This is a genomic window from Nocardiopsis trehalosi NBRC 14201, from assembly GCF_001552555.1.
GTDB lineage: Bacteria > Actinomycetota > Actinomycetes > Streptosporangiales > Streptosporangiaceae > Nocardiopsis_B > Nocardiopsis_B trehalosi.
In genome coordinates this window covers 1-2,669 of the sequence record NZ_BCRK01000327.1, presented here as the reverse complement: position 1 = coordinate 2,669, position 2,669 = coordinate 1, and the positions used below count along the sequence as shown (strand labels likewise).

At 76.1% G+C, this 2,669-nt stretch carries 3 protein-coding genes; all 3 read right to left on the bottom strand.

Going from position 1 to position 2,669, the window contains the following annotated elements; genetic code table 11:
* A partial coding sequence (locus tag NT8_RS27860) for a response regulator transcription factor (RefSeq protein WP_067976015.1) occupies positions 1-661 on the bottom strand: 661 nt, incomplete at its 3' end.
* Positions 662-712: 51 nt separating this feature from the next.
* A complete protein-coding gene (locus NT8_RS27855; RefSeq protein WP_084469345.1) occupies positions 713-1,909 on the bottom strand; it encodes a sensor histidine kinase in 1,197 nt (398 codons plus the stop codon).
* Between the two features lie 69 nt (positions 1,910-1,978).
* Complete coding sequence (locus tag NT8_RS27850) at positions 1,979-2,533, bottom strand: HdeD family acid-resistance protein (protein ID WP_067976012.1); 555 nt, start codon at positions 2,531-2,533, stop codon at positions 1,979-1,981.
* Positions 2,534-2,669 lie beyond the last annotated feature (136 nt).

Here is a 2,669-nt window from a genome sequence, read left to right as displayed (position 1 = left end):
CCAACCAGCCGGGCTTCACCACGCCGGTCTCGTAGGCGATCACCACCAGTTGCGCGCGGTCGCGCGCGCCCAGCTTGGTGAGCACCCGGCTCACGTGCGTCTTCGCCGTCGCGGGGCTCACCACGAGCCGCGCGGCCAGCTCCTCGTTCGACAACCCGGCGGCCACCCCGGCGAGGACCTCGCGCTCGCGCGCGGTCAGGCCGTTGAGCCGCGGGGCCGCCGGGGGCTCCCGCAACCGGTCGGCGAACTCCCCGATCAGCCGCCGGGTCACCGACGGCGCCAGCAGGGCGTCGCCGCGCGCCACCACCCGCACCCCGTGGATCAGCTCCATGGGCTCGGTGTCCTTCACCAGGAACCCGCTGGCGCCGGCCTTGAGCGCCCCGTAGACGTACTCGTCCAGGTCGAACGTCGTCAGGATCACCACCCGCACGTCGCGCAGCCGGTCGTCGGCCGCGATCCGGCGGGTGGCCTCCAGGCCGTCCAGCACGGGCATGCGGATGTCCATCAGCACCACGTCGGGGCGTTCGGCCGCGGTCGCGGCCACCGCCTGGGCGCCGTCGCCGGCCTCCGCCACCACCGCGATGTCGTCCTCGCCCTCCAGGATCGACCGGAACCCGGCCCGCACCAGGGTCTGGTCGTCCGCGAGCACGACCCTGATCATCCGCCGCACCGCCCCATGGTGGCCCGTCCTTCCCGCGTCCGGCTCCCTTTCCTACCAGGCGGTGCGCCGCCCGGCATCCGTGCCCGCACCTCGGCCGTCCGGCGTGCCACCACCACCGTCCACCGGCAGCACCGCCCGCACCGCGAACCCGCCGCCCGGCCGGGGCCCGGCCGTCACCTCGCCGCCCACGGCCGCGGCCCGCTCGCGCATGCCGCGCAGGCCGTTGCCCTCGTGCGGCGCGGCCTCGGGCGCGCGGCCGTCGTCCTCGATCCGCAGCACCACCTCGCCGTCGCCGTAGCGCAGCTCCACCTCGGCGCCGGTGGCGCCGGCCGCGTGGCGCAGCGCGTTGGTCAGCGCCTCCTGCACGATCCGGTAGCCCGCCAGGTCCACCGGCGCGGGCAGCGGCGCCGGCTCGCCCGCCACCGCGCAGCGCACCGGCAGGCCCGCCTCGGTGGTCTGGGCGGCCAGGTCGTCCAGGCGCTCCAGCGACGGCGCCGGGGCCACGGGGGCGGCGTCCTCGTCCACCTGGCGCAGCACCCCGAGCGTCGACCGCAGTTCGCGCAGGGTCGACCGGCTCGCCTGCCGGATCGCCTCCAGGGCCGCGTACGCCTGCTCGGGGTCGCGGTTGTGCACGGCGGCGCCGGCCTGCACGTTGATCAGCGAGATGTTGTGCGCGATCACGTCGTGCAGCTCGCGGGCGATCCGCAGCCGCTCCTCGGTGGCGCGGCGGCGGGCCTCCTCCTCGCGGGTGCGCTCGGCCTCGGCCGCGCGGCGCTCCGCCTCGCGCAGGTAGGCGCGCCGGTTGCGGGTGATCTCGCCGGCGGCCAGGACCACCAGCGCCCAGCCCACCACGAACAGCGTGCGCTCCGGCTCGAACTGCACCAGCTCGCCCGCCGCGATCACCAGGAGCAGCACCACGGTGGCGGACACCGCCGACACCCGGTGGCCGGTGGCCCCCAGCCGCACCACGCCCACCACGAACATGATCCACGCGGTCCAGGCGTCCACCGGGCCCAGCACGTAGTACAGCGGCGTGCACAGCCCCACGCCGAGGGCGGTCAGCAGCGGGAACCGGCTCAGCACCGCCAGCGATCCCGCGCCCAGCGCCAGCAGCAGCGGCGCCGCCACCGGCACCTGCACCCCGCCGGCGGCGGCGAACACCGGTTCGGCGCCGAGCTGCACCGCGGCCACACCGGCGGCGATCGCGGCGTCCGCCGCCCCGCCCGTCAGCCGGAACGGTGCCCGCATGGCCGTCGCCCTCCCCCGGTGCCGTCGTCGCGACGACTGTACCGGCCGGGCGCCGCGGCCCTCGGGGGCTCAGGCGGGGGCGGGCCCTCCGCTGTCGGCGCCCACCCGGCGCAGCCGCAGCCCGAGCACCACCAGCACCGCACCGAAGATGATCGCGTACGCGCCGATCAGGAACGCCACCGCCACCAGGCCGGCGCCCGGCAGGAACCAGATCACCACGCCGAACGCGATCGACAGCGCGCCGCTGAGGATGTACAGCCACTCGCCGGTGATCTCCTTGCGCAGCCGCAGGGCCGCGGCGATCTCGAAGACGCCCGTCACCACGGCCCAGGCGCCGATCAGGATGGCCAGCACGACCACCGTGAACGCCGGCCACACCAGCGCCACCACGCCGAACACCACCCCGAACACCGCCTCCACCACCAGGGGCGTGCGGTCGCCCTCGGCGGCGCGGAACGCCGCCCACCCGGCCATGACCCCGTCCACCAGCGCGTACACGCCGAACAGGATCGCCAGCGCCACCAGGGTCAGCCCCGGCCACAGCACGGCCAGCACCCCGAACACGATGGCGAGCACCCCGCGCACGATGAGCACCCACCAGTGGCGCACCAGGTAGTCGAGCATGTCCCCCCCGATCGTCGGACCGACATAGTCGCGCTGCCCTGGTGCGGGGCGGCCGATCGCCGACCCGGCCAAAGCATTACCGGGCGTGACCGAAAACAGACGCGCGGCGGCGGGGGCGGACCGCTCCGCCCCCGCC